The organism is Enterobacter sp. BIGb0383 (assembly GCF_003751845.1).
Taxonomy (GTDB): Bacteria; Pseudomonadota; Gammaproteobacteria; order Enterobacterales; family Enterobacteriaceae; genus BIGb0383.
Map to the genome: position 1 here is coordinate 284,851 of NZ_RJKQ01000004.1, position 17,819 is coordinate 302,669.

A 17,819-nucleotide genomic window follows, 5' to 3' on the forward strand; every position below is an offset into this window, starting at 1 on the left:
CCGTAAACAGGCCCTTTCTGTTGACCTCAACTATAGTCAGGACAGGTGAGGAAAACAGAAAGGAAACAGGGCATGTCAAAAACAAGCAAAGCGATTGCCATTATTTCAGGGACGCTGTTGCTCTTGATTGTACTGGTGATTGTCGTTATCGCGACCTTTGACTGGAACCGTCTCAAACCCACTATCAATCAGAAAGTCTCAACCGAACTTAACCGTCAGTTCGCCATTCGCGGCGATCTCGGCGTCGTCTGGGCGCGCCCGGAGGGCGAAACCGGCTGGCGCAGCTGGGTACCCTGGCCACGTATCCATGCGGAAGACGTGCTGCTGGGTAACCCGCCGGGGATCGACGAAATCACCATGGTGCATCTGCCGCGCGTGGAGGCGACCATTGCTCCGCTGTCGCTGCTGAGCAAGACCGTCTATCTGCCGTGGATCAAGCTGGTGAAGCCTGACGCCCGGCTGATCCGCCGTTCGGAAAAACTCAATAACTGGACCTTTAGTCTCGCAGGCGAACAGGGTAAAACGGCAGAAACCACGCCGTCGGCCTGGTCATTCCGGCTGGATAATATTCTCTTCGATACCGGTCGGATCACCGTGGATGACCGCGTCACCCGCGCAGCGGTGGCGATTGATGTCAATCCGCTGGGCAAGCCGTTGCCGTTCAGCGAAGTCACCGGCAGCGGGGAGAAATCCGCGAAAGTGGGGGACTATGTTTTTGGTCTGAGTGCGAAGGGGCGCTATAACGGGCAGGCTCTGACCGGGACGGGAAAAATCGGCGGGATGCTGGCCCTGCGTAGCGAAGGCACGCCGTTCCCGCTGCAGGCGGATTTCCGCTCCGGCAATACCCGGGTGGCGCTGACGGGAACCCTGAATGACCCGCTGAATATGGGCGGGGCCGATCTGCAGCTGACCTTCTCCGGGGATTCGCTGGGCGAGCTGTACGATCTGACCGGTGTGCTGTTGCCGGATACGCCGCCCTTTAAAACCGACGGTCGGTTGGTTGCCACCTTTAACGAGAAACAGGGCTCCCGTTTTGCCTACCGCAACTTTAACGGGCGTATCGGCGACAGCGATATTCATGGCTCGCTGACCTACACCACCGGTAAACCGCGACCGAAGCTTGAGGGCGACCTGGAGTCCCGACAGCTGCGGCTGGCCGATCTGGGCCCGCTGATCGGCGTCGATTCCGGCAAGGACGCGGAGAAGACGAAGCAGGCCGAGGCGCGCAAAGGTGAGAAAACGGCGCAGCCTGCTGACAAAGTCCTGCCCTATGACCGCTTCGAAACCGACAAGTGGAACGTGATGGATGCCGATGTGCGCTTTAAGGGCCGCCATATCGAGCACGGGAGCACGCTGCCCATCAGCGATCTCTCCACCCATCTGACGCTAAAAAACGGCGATCTGCGGCTGAACCCGCTTAAGTTCGGCCTGGCGGGCGGCAGTATCTCCTCCACCATCCATCTTGAGGGGGACAAAAAGCCGATGCAGGGCAGCGCGGATATCCAGGCGCGTCGCCTCAAGCTGAAAGAGCTGATGCCCAACGTCGAGCTGATGCAGAAAACCCTCGGGGAGATGAACGGCGATGCCAGGATCCGCGGCACCGGTAACTCGGTCGCCGCACTGCTCGGCAGCGGCAACGGTAACCTGAAGCTACTGATGAACGACGGCCTGATTAGCCGCAACCTGATGGAGATCCTCGGGCTGAACGTAGGGAACTATCTGGTCGGCGAGCTGTTTGGCGACGATGAGGTCCAGGTGAACTGTGCGGCGGCCAATCTGGATATCGTGAACGGCGTTGCGCGTCCGCAGATTTTCGCCTTCGATACGGAAAATGCGGTGATTAACGTGACCGGCAACGCGAGCTTTGCCTCGGAGCGGCTGGATTTAACCATCGATCCGGAAAGCAAAGGCATCCGCATTATTACCCTGCGTTCGCCGCTGTACGTACGTGGAACCTTTAAAAACCCCGATGCGGGCGTGAAGGCAGGGCCGCTGCTTGCTCGTGGGGCGGTGGCTGCTGCGCTGGCCACGCTGGTGACGCCTGCGGCTGCGCTGCTGGCGCTGGTATCGCCTTCAGAAGGGGAAGCTAATCAGTGTCGGACGATTTTGTCCCAGATGAAACGGTGAGCAGTGAGCCCTCTCCCGGATGGGAGAGGGCAAAGGCGTTACAGAGACTGGTGCTTCGTTTCGTGGGTCAGCAGCAGTGCTATCAGCGTCAGTGCCGCCATGGCCGCCAGGTAGAAGCCAACGTACATCAGGCCATAGTTAGCCTGCAGCCAGGCCGCGATATACGGTGCCACGGACGCGCCGAGAATCGACGAGACGTTGTAGGAGAAGGATGCGCCGGTATAGCGCACTTCCGTCGGGAACAGCTCCGGCAGCAGCGCACCCATCGGGCCGAAGGTCAGCCCCATCAGGCTCAGGCCAATCAGCAGGTAGGCCATGATCAGCGTCGGATTACCGGAACCCAGCAGCGGCGGGAAGACGAACAGCGCGAATAGAATAATCAGCGAAGTGATCACAATCATGCTCTTGCGGCGGCCAAAACGGTCAGCCAGCAGGCCCGCAATCGGCACCATCACGCCAAAGCCAATGACCGCCATCATCAGCATCCACAGCACTTCATTACGCGGCAGACCCAGGCCGACCGGCTGCGCGGCGGTACTGAAGGTCATGGAGTAAACCGTCATGATGTAGAACAGGGTGTAGGTCGCCAGCATGATAAAGGTACCCAGAATCGTGACGCGAACGTGCTTCGTCAGCAGGGTGCCCATCGGGATTTTTACCTGTTTCTTCGCGGCAGCCACTTTGGCAAATACCGGGGTTTCATGCAGGGAAACGCGCACGTACAGGCCGATCAGAACCAGCACCGCGGAGAAGATAAACGGCACGCGCCAGCCCCAGCTCATAAACTGCTCGTCGGTCAGCAGCCAGGAGAGCAGCAGGAAGGTGCCGTTAGCGAAGAAGAAGCCAATCGGTGCGCCCAGCTGCGGGAAGGAGCCGTACAGCGCACGTTTATTCGCCGGTGCGTTCTCGGTGGCGAGCAGCGCCGCGCCACCCCATTCACCGCCCAGGCCCAGACCCTGACCAAAGCGTGCCAGCGCCAGCAGCAGCGGCGCGAAAATACCGATGGTTTCATAGCCCGGCAGCAGGCCGATAGCGACCGTCGAGATCCCCATCGTCAGCAGCGACGCCACCAGCGTGACTTTACGGCCAACGCGGTCGCCAAAGTGACCAAATACGGCAGAGCCAATCGGGCGTGCGATAAAGGCAATGGCGAAGGTCGCCAGCGACTGTAGCGTCGCTGCCGTCGGGTCGCCCTGCGGGAAGAAGATATGCGGGAAGACAATCACCGCAGCGGTAGCGTAAATATAGAAATCGAAGAACTCAATGGCGGTCCCAATGAGTGAGGCAACGACGACCTTATTGCGCGAGTTAACCGGCGCGGCGTCCTGTTCGTTGTCGAGTGTTGTGGCGGTAGCTTGCATAGTCTTTTCTTATTTTATAGCGAACGAACGACCATATTACGCATAGCAAAAGCGACATTTCAATCTGTAACCGGGCGGCGGATTGGGCGAAAAACAGGCAAAAAGGGGATAATGTTCAGGCAGGCGAATTCGCTTCTATGAAATGCTTCACAGAATTTGAAACTCAGCAGATAAAACCAGGTTTTGGTTAAATAAAAGTTACAACCTGGATTTATCTGCTGAAATGCCTCGCTGGGCTGAAATTTTGCTTTTTTATTCAACCTGGTTATCGATTCGACGGCCCGCCCGTCCCGGCATCTGCGGGTCATCTTTGTATTCGGCGGTGGCGATCCAGGCCGCGCAGAACAGGGTCAGGCGGGCGAAGAAGTAGAAGAAGGCCATCAGGCCAAGCACCGAACCAAAGGCGGCCCCGGACGGTGATTTCACCAGCGCGGGCAGAGTCCAGGTCATGATGATTTTAATCACCTCAAAGCCAATGGCGGCGATAAAAGTGCCGCGGATCAGCGCCTTTCTGCGCGGGCGATGGCGCGGCAGACGCCAGAAAATCCAGAAGAAGAGCAGATAGTTGGCGAAGATGGAAATGGCGAGACCGATAACGCGCCAGGCCGGTTTCAGCCACTCGATATTGTCGAGATAGAGCAGGGAGATAATCAGCTGCTGTGCGGCACCGGAAATCGAGGTGATCGACAGCGTAACGATAAGCGCGAACAATAATCCAATCAGCGAGATAAAGTCGCGGAAGTATTTCACCCAGATTTTCTCTTCATCCTGAGCGGTGCGCTCCCAGACATCGCGGGACTGGGCACGGATCGCCTCGCGCAGGTTACCCATCCAGTTAATGCCGGAATAGAGGGCTATCAGCAGCCCGACCAGCCCGACGGTGGTGCGCTGCTGGACGGCCGTGCTAATCGTACTTTTTAGGGTCATCGCCAGCGTCGGATCGCTGACGTTAGCCAGGATTTTATCGAAGATATCCTGCAGCAGGGTCGGGTGCGAGGCGAGGACAAAACCGGCGGCCGCAAACGAAACCATCAGAATCGGGATCATCGACAGGAAAGAGAAGTAGGTGATAGCCGCCCCGAACTGATTACCGAGCCGGTCATTAAAGCGCTCGGCTGCCCGCAGCAGGTGCGCAATCACCGGGTTTCGCTGGATTTTTTGCGCGGTATCGGTGACGGTTTCCAGGGCTTTACTGGCCTTGCCTTTCTCGTTTTCTTGCTTCATGCGTGATTGCTTCCTTACTGATTTTGACCTGATATAACGCAAATTATAGACCCAGGTTAATCAACATAGTCTTTTACTACCCCGCTCAGCCACTCCATAAACAGATGGACGCGGCGGGAAAGGTTGCGGCGATGGGGATAGAGCAGCGAGACGGGCATGGACTCTGCGCGGTACTGCGGCAGGACTTCGACCAGCTTCCCGCTGCGCAATGCCTCCCGGACGCCGGTGCGCGGAGCCTGAATAATCCCCAGCCCGGCCAGACAGGCCGCGTGATAGGTTTCAGTGCTGTTCACCGTCAGCATGCCGCCGGTTTTAATCCAGCGGGTGGCGTTATCACTGAAGACTTCGAAACCCGACGGACGGCTGCCGAGATTCACCGCATAGTGGATCACCGCGTGATCCGCGAGATCGTCCAGCGTTTCCGGATAGCCAAACCGCGACAGATAGTCGGGGCTGGCGCAGTTGATGATCGACAGCTTGCCGATCTGGCGGGCAATCAGCCCTGAATCCTTCAGCGTGCCGACGCGCACGACGCAGTCAAAACCTTCGCGGACCACGTCCACCAGCCTGTCGCTGCTGCTGAGCTCCAGTTCGATACCGGGATACTGCTGCAAAAACGTCGGCAGCCGGGGGATAAGTAGATTTCTCGCCATCGTCACCGGCATATCGACCCGCAGTCGGCCGCTGATGCTGCTGGAGTCCTGCTGAAAGAGTCCATCCAGCTCATCCAGATTACTGAGCAGATCTTTGGCCCGCTCGAAATAGACCATGCCGTCCTGGGTAAGCTGGACGCGTCGGGTTGTGCGGTGCAGCAGGCGGGTGCCGAGATGATTTTCCAGCGCCTGGATCTGGCGGGATACGCTACCTTTAGGCAGGCCGAGTGAGTCGGCGGCGCGGGAAAAACTCTCCACTTCCGCGACGCGGATAAACAGCTGCATTGCGTGAATTTTATCCATACTTTTGCACCGTTGTTGCTGTAGATGAAACAGTGAAGCTTATTTTAGCGCCTTTATTGATAGTAGTGCATCCAATAAGCTGGTTTTCGTTCTTCATATCATCCGAGACGAGGTTTCTTATGACACAATCCATCGCATTAGTGACCGGCGGCAGCCGTGGCCTGGGGAAAAACGCAGCGCTGAAGCTGGCGCAGAAGGGAATCGGAATTATTCTGACGTACCGAAATAACCAGCAGGATGCGCTCGATGTCGTCCGTGAAATTGAGAGTTATGGCGTGAAAGCGGCGACATTAGCGTTAAACGTCGGTGATAGTTCCAGCTTTGAGGCATTTGCCAGCGATGTGCAAAAACAGCTCCAGCAGGTCTGGCAGCGTGAGAGCTTTGATTATTTAATCAACAACGCCGGAATCGGGATAAATGTGCCTTTTGCACAGACCTCGGAAGCCCAGTTTGATGAGCTGATGAACATCCATTTAAAAGGGCCGTTCTTCCTTACGCAGCGTCTGCTGCCGCTGCTGAAAGATGGCGGGCGCATTCTCAATGTGTCCAGCGGGCTGGCGCGTTTTGCGCTGCCGGGCTACGCGGCCTATGCGGCGATGAAGGGCGGAATGGAAGTGCTGACTCGCTATCAGGCGAAAGAGCTGGGCGCGCGCGGTATTGCCGTGAACATCATTGCGCCAGGCGCGATTGAAACCGACTTTGGCGGCGGACAGGTACGAGATAATGCGCAGATGAACCAGTTTGTGGCATCGCAAACCGCGCTGGGCCGCGTTGGCCTGCCGGACGATATCGGCAATGCGATTGCCGCACTGCTGAGCGATGAGCTGGGCTGGATGACCGCGCAGCGGGTTGAAATCTCCGGCGGCATGTTTTTATAACCGGAAGTTATATTTGAGAACAATATTAAAGCAGGCCAGGCGCCTGCTTTGCTTATTTAACTTAAGTCACTTTAATAAATATTAAATATATTCATCTTTTAGCAGGCCAAAAATCCAGTCACTGTGCCATTTTCCGTCCAGGAAATAGTTCTGCCGCAGTTCACCCTCCTGAATAAATCCCGTTTTTTCCAGTAAACGTCGGGACGCGACATTCCCTGCCGTAACCGTGGCAGTCAGGCGGCGAATACCGCCCTCCCGAAAGGCGTAGTCGCACAGTGCGCGCAGGGATTCATAGCCGTAGCCCTGACCTTGTGCGGCCGGGGAAAAGAGAAAGCCGACCTCGGCACTGTCGGTGTCGCGGTGAATATAGCCCGTCACGCCCAGTGGCTCGCCGGTTTCACGGGCGCGAACCACCAGACAGAGCCAGTGTTCGCTGCCCGGCGACCATGCCGGTAGTCTTGAGTTGAATCCCTCGGCAATGGCACTTTCCGGCCTTTTATCAGAGACATAGCGCATCACGTCCGGGTGCTGCTGTAGCATCAGGTAAAAAGGCCAGTCTTCCTGTTGAAGCGGCGCGCAGCTCAGTCGTTCAGTTTTAAATAGGGGCACCGGGTTGCTCTCATTATATTTTGTGATGATTTAGGGGCGATCACTTTTATTCATCATAATCTGTTATATGTTTGGGCTGCACAAAATAAAAAATAGCGGGCCGTATCCGCAATCTGCCAGACAAAAATTGCCGTATTGTAAGGATCATGATGACGAATACTCCTTCGCCGCAGGCGCGCGCGCAATTTGAGCGTTGCCTGGCGATTATCCGCCAGGCTTCGGTTGAGATCTTGCTTCTGCTAAAGATTTACGTGGCGGAAGGCAAAGATCCGCGCTGGTTTCTGGAGCAGCTCGATCAGGCCCGTATGAACCTGGGCGGCTGGGGTGCGGTGGCAAAACGCCTGAACCTCGATGACGCCTCTCTCAGCCAGTTTACCCTCCAGCTTCGTCATCTCCAGCAGTATGTCCCCCAGTACGACGGCGGCCAGGACGTCAGTGACAACCAGCGTATTGCCGCCCTGCGCTTTGTCGGTTCGCTGGAGAACTTACGCCAGCGTCAGCCACAGCTCACCTACAGCACCGATTTTAACGAAGAAGACGAAGCTCAGCAGCAGCTGCTGGCCATGCAACAGCTGCGGGCGCTGGAAATGACGCTCAATGATATGGTGGAGCGGGCCTGGCCAGACAGGCAGAAACTGAACACCCACCTCAAGGTGCAGTTCGGCGTTGACCGGGTGCGCAACTGGCTGAAACGGGGCAACCGCGACGATATCCTGAGCGGGATGCTGTTTAGCGAGAAGGCGCTGCTGATTTCCGATAAAAAAGAGTACTCCAGCCACTACTCGAATCTGTTTAGTGATGCCTCGGCGCTGACGCTGTTCGTCGATCCGCGCAAAACGCTGCAAACATTCCTCGATGATTGCCGACAGATCCGTAACAGGGTTCTGGCCGATGAGTCGCTAACCGGCACGCAGCTGATGCTCCTGGATAGCTATACGACTCAAATCACCGGCCCGATCCAGCGTGCCTTCGACCGGGGCCGGACGAAGGTAAATCCGGCCAGCTTTATGTCGGTGGACGCCGGTGAGCTGGAAAAATTCTGGGTCAACGCACGTAAAAAAGATAAAGAAGCGGGCGGCGATGTGGCGAACGTGCGCGATGCGATGGAACGTCCGGTACACAAGGTCAAACGCAGCCCGGAAGACCGGGATCAGTTTATCGCGAATATCCTGTGGGGCGCGGTGGGGGCGATGGCGCTGTTAATGGCGATTGGCGGGGTGTGGATGGTGATGTCCGATCCCGCTACGCCGCGGTCAAATGCTTACGCAATGTCCGCAGACAGCGAAGAGAATATTAACCGCAGCGGCCAGCTGCCGCGCGATAAGCTGGCGAAAATGGGTATTCGCTGGGATGTCTACAATATGCGCTCGGCCATCGATCGTAACGACACCGACGTGGTGCTGCTGTTCCTGCAGGGAGGAATGAACTGGAAACTCTCCTGGACGGAGCAGGCCCAGGCGGTCGGTTACGACGACGTGCTCTCTCTGCTGCTGCGCTACCGGATTCAGATGGACGAAGAGAAACCGTGCCGACGCTTTATCAACACGGTGACCCATGAAATGGCCAATGGGCGTAACCTGACCTCAATGCGCAAAAATTACCTGCGCTCCTTCTGTACCCGTCCGGCGGTGGTTGAGCGCCAGCGCTATGAAACCGAGCAGGCGCGCCTGCGGGCGCAGGCGTCACCGGATGCCCAGAGCCAGAAGTGGCTGGATATTCAGGAAGCGGTCTACGACGTGATCCGCTGATCTGCCGGGGAGCTAAGGCTCCCCGTATAAGCCAATCAGGCGGCGCACCACCCCGTTGGTCCAGCCAAAGCCGTCCTGCAGAGGATACTCACCGCCGCCTCCTTTGCGCGGCGTACCGCCGGCAATATGGTACTTTTCCACCAGCTTATGGTGCCGCTGATACACGTGGTTGACGGTCTGTAGCCAGCTGCGCGCGATCTCATCGCCCAGCGCATCGTGGCCGTAACGTTTAAAGCCCTGGATCGCCATCCACTGTAGCGGGGCCCAGCCGTTGGGATTATCCCACTGCTCACCGGTTTCATATTCGGTAGCGAGGATCCCGCCCGGCGTCAGCAGGCGCGTGCGAACGGCGTCGGCCAGCCGGTCCGCCTGCTCGTGGGTGGCCATGTCGACATACAGCGGCACAATGCTGGCGGCGGAAAACAGCGCCTGCTGTTCACGACGCCAGTCATAGTCGCGGAAGCAGCCGTTCTCCTCGTCCCACAGGTAGCGGGTCAGCGCCTCGCGCCGGTCGCGTGCCTTCTGGCGAAAGGCGGTTTCCATTTCCCGCTCGTTTTTCAGCCCGGCAATATTGGCGATGGTGCTCTCCAGCTTGTAGAGAAACGCATTGAGATCGACCGGGATAAACTGGGTCGTGCGAATGCTGGCCAGCCGGCTCGGGTCACGCAGCCAGCGGGAAGAGTAATCCCAGCCGGACTCTGCCCCGGCACGCAGGTCCCGGTAGACTTCGCCGGGCGGGCGACCGGAGTGTTTGGCGGTTTCCACGTCTTCCAGCCAGGACTCATCCCTCGGCGTGTCGCGGTCGTCCCAGTAGCGGTTAAGCAGTGCGCCGTCGGGCATACGCACCACGCGCCGCCAGGCCTGGTTCAGCACCAGCGACTCCGAACCCTCCATCCAGAACTGGTACTCCATCATCAGATGTTCGAGGTAGCGTCGCGCCCCGCGTACGCCGTCCTCTTCGAACAATTCCACCATCAGGGCGAAAACCGGCGGCTGGGAGCGGCTCAGGTAGTAGGTGCGATTGCCGTTGGGAATATGGCCGTAGCGCTCAATCATCCAGGCAAAGTTATCCGCCATGCAGCGCAGCAGATCCCCGCGGCCACTCTCCGCGAGGCCGAGCATGGTGTAGTAGGAATCCCAGTAGTAGGTTTCGCTAAAACGTCCGCCGGGGACAATATAGGACTGAGGCAGCGCCAGCAGCGACGACCAGGGGATATGATCCTGCGGCGTGCGGGTTAACACCGGCCACAGATTGTCGATATGCTCTTTCAGCGAGTTTTCCGGGTCGGAAACGTAGGCGCTGTCGAGGTTATCGGGCAGCCAGAAATGGTCTTCGACAAACTGGCGAAGATCAAACCCGGGCCGACGTTTCACCCGGCGATAGCGGATCAGAATATCGAGCGGGTCCATTTTCGGCGCGCAGTCGGGAAAGGTTTTGCTATCGCTAAAGATGCGGGTCGACTGCACGTGTTCAAACAGTTCCAGATAGCGATCGGCAGGGGTGAGCGCATCGGAGGCGGGCAGCCCCTCGATCATCTCCGGTTCCGGTTCGACGTCGGTCATGTCATCCAGTTTTAGCTCGCACGGGTCTGTCTCGTAGCACAGCTCCACGTCGAGCGGGAATACGTCGGACTCAGGGTTGCGTATTTTCTGGTTGAGCATAGTAATAAGAACCTCCTGCTTGCGTCAGTATCAGGTGCGGAGCGTGCTCCGACTCTCTATTAAGCGTAGACACTCGCTTCGGTCAGCGAAATCAGAATTGTGCGAGAGATCACGATTTCAGCCCGGGTGACGTCAGCAGCGTTTTGCTAAGCGACTCTTTTTTAACTGTAAATGATAAGCGTGTTATTGGCAGAGACTGGCGGGTGGATTTTGCAACGAATTATGAATGTCGCCTGGCCCGTTCAGGGTGACGGGTGAGGAGAGAAAAGAGTGTATTTTGTCGACGATTGAACATAGTATTTCATCGACTGAATATCGTTTACTCAATAATATTTAAGGGGTTTTTGTGAAAGGAATCATGTTCAAAGCACTGCTGATAAGCCTGACCCTGGCGTCACCGGCCGCGTTCTCTGCGGAGTCACAAAAAGACATTATCATCTACACGGCAAATAATGACGCGTTCCCTTTACATCAACGCTGCGTCACGGGCGTTAATCTGCGAGAAGACGCGGTCGCGTGGCGATTTTTTCCGACAGTCTCTCTTTTCCTGAGTATCAAGAAGAGCCCTGACTGTTCTGACGCACTCGACCATTTCTTTAGCCGAAATGTCGGGTCTGATGTCACCGCCACCTTTAATTCTGACGCGTTTTTAAAAACGAAAATCGTGTCCGCGTTAAGAACAGGCAATGGATACTCGCAGGTGGTATCCGATAAAGCCCTGGCCACTCAGATCCTCGCCAGCTACACGCGCCAATAAAATAAACCCCACGACGCTGCGTGGGGTTTAGATCGTTCCGAGGGCCGTGCTTAGCGCATGGTCACAAACTCTTCTGCCGCCGTCGGGTGGATCGCCACCGTATTGTCGAAGTCTTTCTTGGTCGCGCCCATTTTCAGCGCCACCGCAAAGCCCTGCAGCATTTCATCCATACCAAAGCCGATACCGTGGATGCCGACGATTTTCTCTTCCGGTCCGACGCAGACCAGCTTCATGCGGCACGGCTGACGATGGGACGTCACGGCCGTGTACATCGCCGTAAAGGACGACTTGTACACTTTGACCTGGTCGTCACCGTACTGTTCGCGCGCCTGCGGCTCGCTCAGGCCGACGGTACCGATTGGCGGATGGCTGAAGACCACCGTCGGGATATTGCTGTAGTCCAGATGCTCGTCCGGCTTGTTGTTAAACAGGCGCTCGGAGAGGCGACGGCCAGCGGCAACGGCAACCGGGGTCAGTTCAACGGCACCGGTATTGTCGCCCACCGCGTAAATACCCTCAACGCTGGTGTTCTGGAACTTATCGACGACGATATGACCTTTTTCATTGGTTTTCACGCCGGTTACCGCCAGGTTGAAGCTGTCGGTGGCCGGTTCACGACCAATTGCCCAGATCAGGCAGTCAACGATTTCGCTGCGGCCATCTTCCAGGGTCAGCGTCAGGCTGCCGTCGGCATTTTTCTCTACCGATTTCGGGATCGCCTGTGTGTGCAGTGCCGGGCCTTCCGCCGCCATCACTTCGACCAGGGTTTCGCTCAGCAGCGGATCGAAGCTGCGCAGCGGGCTGTGTTTACGCACGTACAGGTGCGTTTTCGCGCCGAGGCCGTTAATCACGCCCGCCAGCTCAACGGCGATATAGCCTGCGCCGACAACCGCCACGCGCTCCGGCAGCGCTGGCAGCTCGAAGAAGCCGTCGGAGTCGATGCCGTACTCCGCGCCCGGAATATCCGGATGGGAAGGGCGGCCGCCCGTGGCGATCAGGATATGGTCGGCCGTCAGGGTTTCGCCGTTAACCTCAATGGTTTTCGCATCGACAAAGCGGGCGAAGCCCCGGATTACATCGACGTTATTTTTGCCCAGCACGTTATCGTACGAGGTATGGATGCGGTCGATATAGGCGGTGCGGCTGGCAACCAGCTTGCTCCAGTTAAAGCTGTCGATGGTGGCGTCGAAGCCGTAGTCCGGGCCGTACATCGTGATGGCTTCGCGGATCTGCGCCGCATGCCACATCACTTTCTTCGGCACGCAACCGACGTTCACACAGGTGCCGCCGAGCGCTTTGGCTTCAATCAGCGCGCATTTCTGGCCGTACATAGCGGCACGGTTGATGGAGGCGATACCGCCGCTGCCGCCGCCGATGGCGATGTAGTCATAGTGCTTAGTCATTCCAGTCATCTCTTATTATGAGTTGCGGTGATTGTAGCCCGAAGCGTCATAGACGCCACCTATGGCTGCGATTACTCCGGTACGATCCAGCTAACGGTCGCATGGCCGGTCCCCGTCGGAACCAGTTTACGGTGCAGCCACGGCAGCACGGTGTTCATCTGCTGTTCCAGCTTCCACGGCGGGTTAATCACAATCATGCCGGAAGCGGTCATTCCGCGCTGGTCGCTGTCCGGGCGTACCGCCAGCTCGATTTGCAGAATACGGCGGATGCCTGTGGCTTCCAGGTCTTTGATCATACGTTTGATTTGCGCGCGCATGACCACCGGATACCACAGTGCGTAGGTGCCGGTGGCGAAGCGCTTATAGCCCTCGTTGATGCCGGTAACCACCGCCTGATAATCGGTTTTGACTTCGTACGGCGGGTCGATCAGCACCAGCCCACGGCGGGAAACCGGCGGGAGTTTGGCTTTCAGCTGCTGGTAACCGTCGGCGCGCTCAACGCGGGTGCGGCTGTCTTTCTGGAATTCAGAACGCAGCAGCGGGAAGTCGCTGGGGTGCAGCTCGGTCAGCTGCAGGCTGTCCTGCTCGCGCAGCAACTGGCGTGCAATCAGCGGGGAACCCGGGTAGTAACGAAGCTGACCGCTACGATTGAAGTGAGACACTACGCTCATATAGGGCTCCAGCTCGGCAGGCAGGTCGTCCTGCTGCCAGATGCGGGCAATCCCTTCCAGATATTCACCGGTACGTTCGGCGTGTTCGCCGCTCAGCTGATAGCGACCTGCACCCGCGTGGGTATCCAGATAAAGGAAAGGTTTCTCTTTCTCTTTAAGGGACTCAATGATCAGACTCTGAACGGTGTGTTTAAGCACGTCGGCATGGTTGCCGGCGTGGAAGCTGTGACGATAACTAAGCATGGGAAAATGTTCCGGAAAGCCTGATAAAAAAAGGGTTGCCTACAGTATACCGAAAAGTCGCGCCCGCCGCGAAAGCGCAGCGTCCGGCATTGAAATTATCTACACTAAACCCCATGCTAGACAAAACAAGTAAGGCGCCGGAGATTGCGCTTAATGACACTTATTCAACAGGACAGCGCTAATGACCAATCCATTACTGACACCCTTCGAATTACCCCCGTTTTCTAAAATCTTGCCTGAACATGTGGTGCCTGCGGTCACAAAAGCGCTGAATGATTGCCGTGAAAACGTCGAGCGCGTTGTGGCCCAGGGTGCGCCTTACAGCTGGGAAAACCTGTGCCAGCCGCTGGCGGAAGTGGACGATGTGCTGGGGCGTCTTTTCTCGCCGGTCAGCCATCTTAACTCGGTGAAAAACAGTCCTGAGCTGCGCGAAGCCTACGAGCAAACGCTCCCGCTGCTTTCCGAGTACAGCACCTGGGTCGGTCAGCATGAAGGCCTGTATCAGGCGTACCGCAATCTGCGCGACGGCGAGCACTATGCGGCGCTGAGCGTGGCGCAGAAAAAATCCGTCGATAACGCCCTGCGCGATTTCGAACTGTCCGGGATTGGTCTGGCAAAAGAGAAACAGAAACGCTACGGCGAAATTGCCGCACGTCTCTCCGAGCTTGGCAACAGCTACAGCAATAACGTGCTCGACGCCACCATGGGCTGGACGAAGCTGGTCAGTGACGAGAGCGAACTGTCCGGTATGCCGGAAAGCGCCCTGGCGGCGGCGAAAGCCCAGGCCGAAGCTAAAGAGCAGCAGGGCTGGCTGCTGACCCTCGATATCCCGAGCTATCTGCCGGTGATGACCTACTGTGATAACGCGGCCCTGCGCGAAGAGATGTATCGCGCCTACGGCACCCGCGCCTCCGATCAGGGGCCGAACGCGGGCAAATGGGATAACAGCCCGGTGATGGCGGAAATCCTCGCCCTGCGCCACGAGCTGGCGGAGCTGCTGGGCTTTGACAGCTATGCCCATAAGTCTCTGGCTACCAAAATGGCGGAAAACCCGCAGCAGGTGCTGGATTTCTTAACCGACCTGGCGAAACGCGCCCGTCCGCAGGGTGAAAAAGAGCTCGCCCAGCTGCGCGCCTTTGCCAAAGCCGAGTTCGGCGTTGAGGATCTGCAGCCCTGGGATATCGCGTACTACAGCGAAAAACAGAAACAGCATCTGTACAGCATCAGCGACGAGCAGCTGCGCCCGTACTTCCCGGAAAACAAAGCGGTTAACGGCCTGTTCGAAGTGGTTAAGCGCATCTACGGCATCACCGCCAAAGAGCGTACCGATATCGACGTCTGGCACCAGGATGTGCGCTTCTTCGAGCTGTACGATGACAGCAATACCCTGCGCGGCAGCTTCTACCTTGACCTTTACGCCCGTGAACACAAACGCGGCGGGGCCTGGATGGATGACTGCGTCGGTCAGCTGCGTAAAGCCGACGGTTCGCTGCAGAAGCCGGTTGCCTATCTGACCTGTAACTTTAACCGTCCGGTCAGCGGCAAGCCTGCGCTCTTTACCCACGATGAAGTGATCACCCTGTTCCACGAGTTCGGCCACGGTCTGCACCATATGCTGACCCGTATCGACACCGCGGGCGTTGCCGGTATTAACGGCGTGCCGTGGGATGCGGTCGAACTGCCGAGCCAGTTTATGGAAAACTGGTGCTGGGAGCCGGAGGCGCTGGCGTTTATCTCCGGCCACTATGAAACCGGAGAACCGCTGCCTCAGGCTTTGCTTGAGAAAATGCTGGCGGCGAAAAACTACCAGGCGGCGATGTTTATCCTGCGCCAGCTGGAGTTCGGCCTGTTCGACTTCCGTCTGCACGCGGAATTTAACCCGCAGCAGGGCGCGAAAATCCTCGAAACCCTGGCCGAGATCAAGCAGCAGGTTGCCGTGATCCCGGGTCCGAAATGGGGCCGCTTCCCGCATGCGTTCAGCCATATCTTTGCCGGTGGCTATGCGGCCGGTTACTACAGCTATCTGTGGGCGGACGTGCTGGCGGCGGATGCGTATTCGCGCTTTGAAGACGAAGGAATTTTCAACCGCGAAACCGGTCAGTCGTTCCTCGACAATATCCTGACCCGCGGCGGCTCTGAAGAGCCGATGGAGCTGTTCCGTCGCTTCCGTGGCCGTGAACCGCAGCTGGATGCGATGCTGGCGCACTACGGTATCGAAGGCTGAAGCACGGGTGAAAATCTGTTTACTTGATGAAACGGGCGCCGGAGACGGCGCCTTATCTGTTCTGGCGACCCGCTGGGGGCTTGAACACGATGCCGACAATCCGATGGCGCTGGTGCTGACGCCGGAACATCTGGAGCTACGCAAGCGCGACGAGCTGAAGCTCGGCGGGATCTTTGTCGATTTCGTCGGGGGCGCAATGGCCCACCGGCGTAAATTCGGCGGGGGTCGCGGCGAGGCGGTGGCGAAAGCGGTTGGGGTCAAGGGCAGCTATCTGCCGGACGTTGTGGATGCCACGGCCGGTCTGGGACGCGATGCCTTTGTGCTGGCCGCCGTGGGCTGCCGGGTGCGGATGCTGGAGCGTAATCCGGTGGTGGCCGCTCTGCTCGACGACGGTCTGGCCCGCGGCTATGCCGATGCGGAAATCGGCCCCTGGTTACAGGAACGTTTGCTGCTGATCCACGCGTCCAGCCTGACGGCGCTGGAGGATATTCGCCCGCGCCCGCAGGTGGTCTATCTCGACCCGATGTTCCCGCACAAGCAGAAGAGCGCGCTGGTGAAAAAGGAGATGCGGGTGTTTCAGTCTCTGGTGGGACCGGATCTGGACGCCGACGGCCTGTTGGCGCCGGCGATGAGGCTGGCGACAAAACGGGTGGTGGTAAAACGCCCCGACTACGCGCCGCCGCTGGCGGAGGTCGCGACCACCAATGCCGTGGTCACCAAAGGGCATCGATTTGATATTTATCCGGGAACGCCAGATGCGTAATGCTTCATCCTCTCCCGCCGGGAGAGGATGAAGGCGCACGGGCATTACTCTTCGTCTTCGTCGCGCAGCGGAACAATCAGCATATCGACGTGGACGGTATTGATAAGCTGACGGGCGGAGGACATCAGTTTGCTCCAGAAGTCCTGGTGATGACCGCAGACCACCAGGTCCATATCGTATTTCTTGATCGCATCAACCAGCACCTGACCCAGATCGCCGCTGCCGCTCAGGGTTTCGGTGATCGGATAACCTGCGTTCGTCGACAGCTCGCTCAGGGCATGATGCGTCTCTTCCGAGATGCGTTTTTGCATATCACCCAGATTGACGTCGATCAGACCGGTATAGAGGTCGGAGTAATTCACATCGACATGAATCAGAGAGACTTTCGCGTTATACGGGCGCGCCATCGATACCGCTTTATCTACCAGTACTTTACTTTCCGGTGAAAGATCGACGGCGATAAGTATGTGTTTGTAAGCCATGGTGTTACTCCTTCCATAAGTTGTCGATGACCCGTGGATCCAATGATGGGTCCTGTTTTGAGGCGTATAAAATCCTCATAACAATCTAATTGTAGAAGACATTTCTACCTTATAGCGACCTGAAACCTGCGTCAATGCGTCCCGTTGTCAGATAAGTGAAACAAATATTTCTGTTTGAGGCATTGATAAGGCTTAACGTTGTGGTAAAAAAATTTACGGATCTCCTACACTATTTAATGTGCCGCTCGGATAAATAAATGTGATCCAGCTCGGCTTCCATCAACACGCTTTTTCTCATTTGTCCTGTTTTCGGGGAGCGGTAACCCTGGGGTCTTCTCCGTGGGTATGTCGCCGGGGAGGGGTTATGATCAGCACCATCGCGCTGTTTTGGGCTTTATGTATCGTGTGTGTGGTTAACATGGTGCGCTACTTTTCATCGTTACGCGCGCTGTTAGTGGTACTTCGGGGTTGCGATCCTTTGCTCTATCAATATGTCGATGGCGGCGGGTTTTTCACGTCCCACGGACAGCCGGGCAAGCAGGTGCGCCTGGTCTGGTATATCTACGCCCAGCGCTATCTGGATCATCATGATGACGAGTTCATTCGCCGCTGCGATCGCGTGCGTCGGCTCTTTGTGTTGACCAGCGCCCTTTGTGGACTGGTGGTGATTAGCCTGATAGCGCTGATGCTCTGGCACTGAGCGGGAATAAA

15 protein-coding genes are annotated in these 17,819 nt (G+C 57.4%); 7 read left to right on the plus strand and 8 right to left on the minus strand.

What is annotated here, in order from left to right:
• Nucleotides 1-72 precede the first annotated feature (72 nt).
• On the plus strand, nt 73-2,127 hold the full coding sequence (locus tag EDF81_RS19330) for an AsmA family protein (RefSeq protein ID WP_123349787.1): 2,055 nt from the start codon (nt 73-75) through the stop codon (nt 2,125-2,127).
• A 38-nt stretch (nt 2,128-2,165) separates the two neighbouring features.
• On the opposite strand, the gene EDF81_RS19335 is transcribed toward EDF81_RS19330, so the two are convergent.
• From EDF81_RS19335 to EDF81_RS19345, 3 genes are all read right to left on the minus strand, one after another.
• Nucleotides 2,166-3,488 carry an MFS transporter gene (locus EDF81_RS19335; protein WP_123349788.1) on the minus strand — a complete coding sequence of 441 codons (1,323 nt, stop codon included), beginning with the start codon at nt 3,486-3,488 and terminating at the stop codon, nt 2,166-2,168.
• A gap of 252 nt (nt 3,489-3,740) precedes the next feature.
• The gene (gene yhjD / locus EDF81_RS19340) at nt 3,741-4,712 is read right to left on the minus strand and encodes an inner membrane protein YhjD (RefSeq protein WP_123349789.1); all 972 of its coding nucleotides are present in this window, start codon (nt 4,710-4,712) and stop codon (nt 3,741-3,743) included.
• 56 nt (nt 4,713-4,768) lie between these two features.
• Nucleotides 4,769-5,668, minus strand: coding sequence for a LysR family transcriptional regulator (locus EDF81_RS19345; RefSeq protein WP_123349790.1), 900 nt, complete (start codon nt 5,666-5,668; stop codon nt 4,769-4,771).
• 119 nt (nt 5,669-5,787) lie between these two features.
• Between EDF81_RS19345 and EDF81_RS19350 the strand changes: the two genes are divergently transcribed.
• Entirely contained in the window at nt 5,788-6,546 is a 759-nt protein-coding gene (locus EDF81_RS19350; protein WP_123349791.1) for an SDR family NAD(P)-dependent oxidoreductase, read from the plus strand.
• 81 nt (nt 6,547-6,627) lie between these two features.
• Here the strand turns inward: EDF81_RS19350 and EDF81_RS19355 are convergent, their stop codons facing one another.
• A complete protein-coding gene (locus EDF81_RS19355) occupies nt 6,628-7,155 on the minus strand; it encodes a GNAT family N-acetyltransferase (protein WP_123349792.1) in 528 nt (175 codons plus the stop codon).
• A 149-nt stretch (nt 7,156-7,304) separates the two neighbouring features.
• Here EDF81_RS19355 and EDF81_RS19360 point away from each other — a divergent pair, with 149 nt between their 5' ends.
• On the plus strand, nt 7,305-8,903 hold the full coding sequence (locus EDF81_RS19360) for an STY4199 family HEPN domain-containing protein (RefSeq protein ID WP_123349793.1): 1,599 nt from the start codon (nt 7,305-7,307) through the stop codon (nt 8,901-8,903).
• 12 nt (nt 8,904-8,915) lie between these two features.
• Here EDF81_RS19360 and EDF81_RS19365 read toward each other — a convergent pair whose 3' ends face one another.
• A complete protein-coding gene (locus EDF81_RS19365; protein ID WP_123349794.1) occupies nt 8,916-10,565 on the minus strand; it encodes an alpha,alpha-trehalase in 1,650 nt (549 codons plus the stop codon).
• 358 nt (nt 10,566-10,923) lie between these two features.
• Between EDF81_RS19365 and EDF81_RS19370 the strand changes: the two genes are divergently transcribed.
• A complete protein-coding gene (locus EDF81_RS19370) occupies nt 10,924-11,322 on the plus strand; it encodes a hypothetical protein (protein WP_123349795.1) in 399 nt (132 codons plus the stop codon).
• A gap of 50 nt (nt 11,323-11,372) precedes the next feature.
• On the opposite strand, the gene gorA is transcribed toward EDF81_RS19370, so the two are convergent.
• Together gorA and EDF81_RS19380 are read right to left on the minus strand one after the other, a co-directional pair.
• On the minus strand, nt 11,373-12,725 hold the full coding sequence (gene gorA, locus EDF81_RS19375; protein WP_123349796.1) for a glutathione-disulfide reductase: 1,353 nt from the start codon (nt 12,723-12,725) through the stop codon (nt 11,373-11,375).
• Nucleotides 12,726-12,796: 71 nt separating this feature from the next.
• Entirely contained in the window at nt 12,797-13,639 is an 843-nt protein-coding gene (locus EDF81_RS19380) for a 23S rRNA (adenine(2030)-N(6))-methyltransferase RlmJ (RefSeq protein ID WP_123349797.1), read from the minus strand.
• 181 nt (nt 13,640-13,820) lie between these two features.
• On the opposite strand from EDF81_RS19380, the gene prlC reads away from it, so the two are divergent.
• Complete coding sequence (gene prlC, locus EDF81_RS19385) at nt 13,821-15,863, plus strand: oligopeptidase A (protein WP_123349798.1); 2,043 nt, start codon at nt 13,821-13,823, stop codon at nt 15,861-15,863.
• A 7-nt stretch (nt 15,864-15,870) separates the two neighbouring features.
• The gene (gene rsmJ / locus EDF81_RS19390; protein ID WP_123349799.1) at nt 15,871-16,626 is read left to right on the plus strand and encodes a 16S rRNA (guanine(1516)-N(2))-methyltransferase RsmJ; all 756 of its coding nucleotides are present in this window, start codon (nt 15,871-15,873) and stop codon (nt 16,624-16,626) included.
• A 44-nt stretch (nt 16,627-16,670) separates the two neighbouring features.
• Here rsmJ and uspA read toward each other — a convergent pair whose 3' ends face one another.
• The gene (gene uspA / locus EDF81_RS19395; protein WP_123349800.1) at nt 16,671-17,108 is read right to left on the minus strand and encodes a universal stress protein UspA; all 438 of its coding nucleotides are present in this window, start codon (nt 17,106-17,108) and stop codon (nt 16,671-16,673) included.
• Between the two features lie 364 nt (nt 17,109-17,472).
• Between uspA and uspB the strand changes: the two genes are divergently transcribed.
• On the plus strand, nt 17,473-17,808 hold the full coding sequence (uspB, locus tag EDF81_RS19400; RefSeq protein WP_123349801.1) for a universal stress protein UspB: 336 nt from the start codon (nt 17,473-17,475) through the stop codon (nt 17,806-17,808).
• The last annotated feature ends 11 nt before the right edge of the window (nt 17,809-17,819 follow it).

Coding starts and splice junctions, on each gene's coding strand:
- EDF81_RS19330 (WP_123349787.1), top strand. CDS start 73: ATGTCAAAAACAAGCAAAGCGATTGCCATTATTTCAGGGACGCTGTTG.
- EDF81_RS19335 (WP_123349788.1), bottom strand. CDS start 3,488: ATGCAAGCTACCGCCACAACACTCGACAACGAACAGGACGCCGCGCCG.
- yhjD (WP_123349789.1), bottom strand. CDS start 4,712: ATGAAGCAAGAAAACGAGAAAGGCAAGGCCAGTAAAGCCCTGGAAACC.
- EDF81_RS19345 (WP_123349790.1), bottom strand. CDS start 5,668: ATGGATAAAATTCACGCAATGCAGCTGTTTATCCGCGTCGCGGAAGTG.
- EDF81_RS19350 (WP_123349791.1), top strand. CDS start 5,788: ATGACACAATCCATCGCATTAGTGACCGGCGGCAGCCGTGGCCTGGGG.
- EDF81_RS19360 (WP_123349793.1), top strand. CDS start 7,305: ATGACGAATACTCCTTCGCCGCAGGCGCGCGCGCAATTTGAGCGTTGC.
- EDF81_RS19365 (WP_123349794.1), bottom strand. CDS start 10,565: ATGCTCAACCAGAAAATACGCAACCCTGAGTCCGACGTATTCCCGCTC.
- EDF81_RS19370 (WP_123349795.1), top strand. CDS start 10,924: ATGTTCAAAGCACTGCTGATAAGCCTGACCCTGGCGTCACCGGCCGCG.
- gorA (WP_123349796.1), bottom strand. CDS start 12,725: ATGACTAAGCACTATGACTACATCGCCATCGGCGGCGGCAGCGGCGGT.
- EDF81_RS19380 (WP_123349797.1), bottom strand. CDS start 13,639: ATGCTTAGTTATCGTCACAGCTTCCACGCCGGCAACCATGCCGACGTG.
- prlC (WP_123349798.1), top strand. CDS start 13,821: ATGACCAATCCATTACTGACACCCTTCGAATTACCCCCGTTTTCTAAA.
- uspA (WP_123349800.1), bottom strand. CDS start 17,108: ATGGCTTACAAACACATACTTATCGCCGTCGATCTTTCACCGGAAAGT.
- uspB (WP_123349801.1), top strand. CDS start 17,473: ATGATCAGCACCATCGCGCTGTTTTGGGCTTTATGTATCGTGTGTGTG.